The organism is Gilvibacter sediminis (assembly GCF_028561565.1).
Lineage (GTDB): Bacteria > Bacteroidota > Bacteroidia > Flavobacteriales > Flavobacteriaceae > Gilvibacter > Gilvibacter sediminis.
This window is the reverse complement of sequence record NZ_JAQQTE010000022.1, coordinates 1-3,705: the sequence shown is the minus strand read 5'-3', so window position 1 is coordinate 3,705 and position 3,705 is coordinate 1. Positions and strand designations below refer to the sequence as shown.

1 protein-coding gene is annotated in these 3,705 nt (G+C 46.9%); it reads right to left on the bottom strand.

All coding sequences use genetic code 11. The features are described from left to right. Positions 1–3,705, bottom strand: a 3,705-nt coding sequence (locus POW22_RS12200; protein WP_272833421.1) for an Ig-like domain-containing protein, incomplete at both ends; no start/stop codon positions are given.

The following is a 3,705-nucleotide window of genomic DNA, read 5'->3' as shown; positions in this document are numbered from 1 at the left end:
CTCCAACGGTGTCTGGTCCATCAGGTGAATCTCCAAGAGCCGTAGCGATGTTCTCTACGTATCCTAGGTCGATGTCATCCTGAGTGATCACGTGCTCAGCAGTTACTGTAGCAGACTCTCCTGGAAGTAGTACCGCGATTGGGTTACCACCAGTGATCACTGCATTATCGTCTGTGATCTCAATGTTCGTCAAGGTCGTGTTACCCGTGTTGGTTACCACGATATCATAAGTGATCACATCTCCTTCTCCACCAGCGGCAGAAGTTTGGTTTTTGATCACACTCATTGATGAGTTCTGCTCAATGGTCGTTACCGTTGGGTCATCCGTTGGATCACCGTTGGTCGTTCCGTCTCCATTCTCAGTCTCTACTGTTTCTGGATCTGGGATTGGGTTACCGTCAGTATCCGTTCCAGTATCCGCAGTGTCTCCAACGGTGTCTGGTCCATCAGGTGAATCTCCAAGAGCCGTAGCGATGTTCTCTACGTATCCTAGGTCGATGTCATCCTGAGTGATCACGTGCTCAGCTGTTACTGTAGCAGACTCCCCTGGAAGTAGTACCGCAATTGGGTTACCACCAGTGATCACCGCATTATCGTCTGTGATCTCAATGTTCGTCAAGGTCGTGTTACCGGTGTTGGTTACCACGATATCATAAGTGATCACATCTCCTTCTCCACCAGCGGCAGAAGTTTGGTTTTTGATCACGCTCATTGATGAGTTCTGCTCAATGGTCGTTACCGTTGGGTCATCCGTTGGATCGCCATTGGTCGTTCCGTCTCCGTTCTCAGTTTCTACTGTTTCTGGATCTGGGATTGGGTTACCGTCAGTATCCGTTCCTGTATCCGCAGTGTCTCCAACTGTGTCTGGTCCGTCAGGTGAATCTCCAAGAGCTGTAGCAATGTTCTCTACATATCCTAGGTCGATGTCATCCTGAGTAATTACGTGCTCAGCTGTTACTGTAGCAGATTCCCCTGGAAGTAGTACCGCAATTGGGTTACCACCAGTGATCACTGCATTATCATCTGTGATCTCAATGTTTGTAAGTGTCGTGTTACCGGTGTTGGTTACCACGATATCGTAAGTGATCACATCACCTTCTCCACCAGCGGCAGAAGTTTGGTTCTTGATCACGCTCATTGAGCTAGACTGACACAATCCTGTTACCGTTGGATCGTCTTCATTAACAGAGTTATCATCTGAAAGATCGTTCACTTCTGTACCATCTGGATCGATAGCCGCCACAAAGGCCTGGTTAGTGATTGATCCCGCGTCTACATCCGCAGTGGTCAATGCATAATCAGCTTCAAACACCCAAGTCTCATCAAGATCAAGGATATTATCGCCATTCACATCTCCAGATACCAATACGATTGGCACCACTGGATTCGGAGCCTCAAACAAGTCATCGGTCAAGGTAACGCTCGCTAAAGGAACATTTCCTTGGTTGGTCACTGTGAAGGTATAAGCAACAACTTCACCTTCATCAGAACATCCATCTGCGTTTCCGTCTACAAAAGCACCAGTCTTCACCAATGCAATGGCTGGAGCAGGTGTTTGACGCACCAACAGATATACTGTTGCCTCGTCACAAGCTATTGGAGTTCCATCATCACATACCGAGTATACGAATTGATCTGGACCTACATAACCAGCAGCAGGTGTATAAGTAAAGGTTCCGTCAGGGTTGATCACTACTGTACCGTTAGCTGGTCCGCTAACTACTGTAGTACTCACCGTCTGGTTATCACCTTCTGGATCGTTATCATTATCTAGTACACTTCCGTTGATTGGAGTGTCAACTTCTCCTGAGTAAGCATCGTCATTGGCAACAGTAATATTACCATTGTCATCAGTTACTGTGATCGTTACTACTGCAGTATCACATAGTGCTGGAGTTCCGTTGTCACAGATCGTGTACTCGAAAGTATCCTCACCAGTATACCCTGGGTTTGGAGTATAAGTATAAGTACCATCAGGGTTAACTACTACCGTTCCGTTTGCAGGATCTGTGTTGCCTGTCACTACGATTGGATCTCCATCCATGTCGTAATCATTAGCGATCACAGTTCCAGATACTGGAGTGTCAACTTCTGTAGTATTCGTGTCGTTGTTTGCTACTGGAGGATCGTTTTCCAAGATTGGATCGTCGATCACTTCAATAGTCACAATTGCGGTATCACAAGCAACTGGATTACCTGCATCACATACTTGATACTCAAAGGTGTCTTCACCCACAAAGTCAGTATCAGGAGTATACGTATAGGTTCCATCAGCATTCAATACTAAAGTACCGTTGGATGGTCCAGTTACAAGCGTTACAGTTTCTGTTCCAGCAGGACCGTCAGGATTCTCATCATTGGTCAATACCTGTCCAGATACTGGAGTATTCACAAAGGTGTCGTTGATATCGTCAATCGCTAGGATCTCGTTACCTGTTCCACCTACCGTGATGTATACCGTGGCCTCATCACAAGCTACTGGAGTCCCGTCGTCGCATACCGAGTATACAAACTGATCCGTTCCTTCAAAGCCTGGGTTTGGTGTGTATTCAAAGCTACCATCGGCATTCAATACTAGGGTACCGTTAGCTGGGCCGCTTACCGGAGTAGTGTTCACCGTTTGGTTGTCACCCTCTGGGTCGTTGTCATTGTCTGATACGTTTCCAGTTACTGGGGTATCTGGAGTCGTGTTGTAAGCATCGTCGTTAGCTACAGTGATGTTTCCATTGTCATCGTTGATGGTGATGGTAACCACTGCAGTATCACAAAGTGCTGGTGTTCCGTTATCACAGATCGTGTACTCAAAAGTATCCTCTCCCGTATATCCTGGATCTGGAGTATAGGTATACGTTCCGTCAGGGTTAACCACTACCGTTCCGTTTGCAGGATCAGTATTTCCAGTTACTACGATTGGGTCTCCGTCTGGATCGTAATCGTTAGCAAGTACAGTTCCTGATACTGGAGTGTCTACCTCAGTCGTGTTCGTATCCGCATTAGCCACTGGAGCTTCATTCTCTGGACCGCTGTTTGGCAATACCTCGATGTATACCGTTGCAGTATCACAAGCCTGTGGCGTTCCATCGTCACAAATAGTGTACTCAAAACTATCCTCACCCGTATATCCTGGGTTTGGAGTGTAGGTATACGTTCCGTCAGGGTTAACTACCACAGTTCCGTTTGCAGGATCTGTGTTTCCTGTTACTGTTTGATTGTCTCCTTCAAAGTCCTCGTCGTTGGTCAGTACGTTTCCGCTAACTGCCGTGTCTTGGAAGGTGTTGTTGATATCATCAATAGCATCCGTAGTATTTAAAATACCACCAACCGTGATGTATACTGTGGCCTCGTCACAGGCTACTGGAGTTCCGTCGTCGCATACCGAGTATACAAACTGATCCGTTCCTTCAAAGCCTGGGTTTGGCGTGTATTCAAAGCTACCATCGGCATTCAATACTAAGGTACCGTTAGCTGGGCCGCTTACCGGAGTGGTGTTCACCGTTTGGTTGTCACCCTCTGGGTCGTTGTCATTGTCTGATACGTTTCCAGTTACCGGAGTATCTGGAGTCGTGTTGTAAGCATCATCGTTTGCTACAGTGATGTTTCCATTATCATCGTTGATGGTGATGGTAACCACTGCAGTGTCACAAAGTGCTGGTGTTCCGTTATCACAGATCGTGTACTCAAAAGTATCCTCTCCAGTGTATCCTG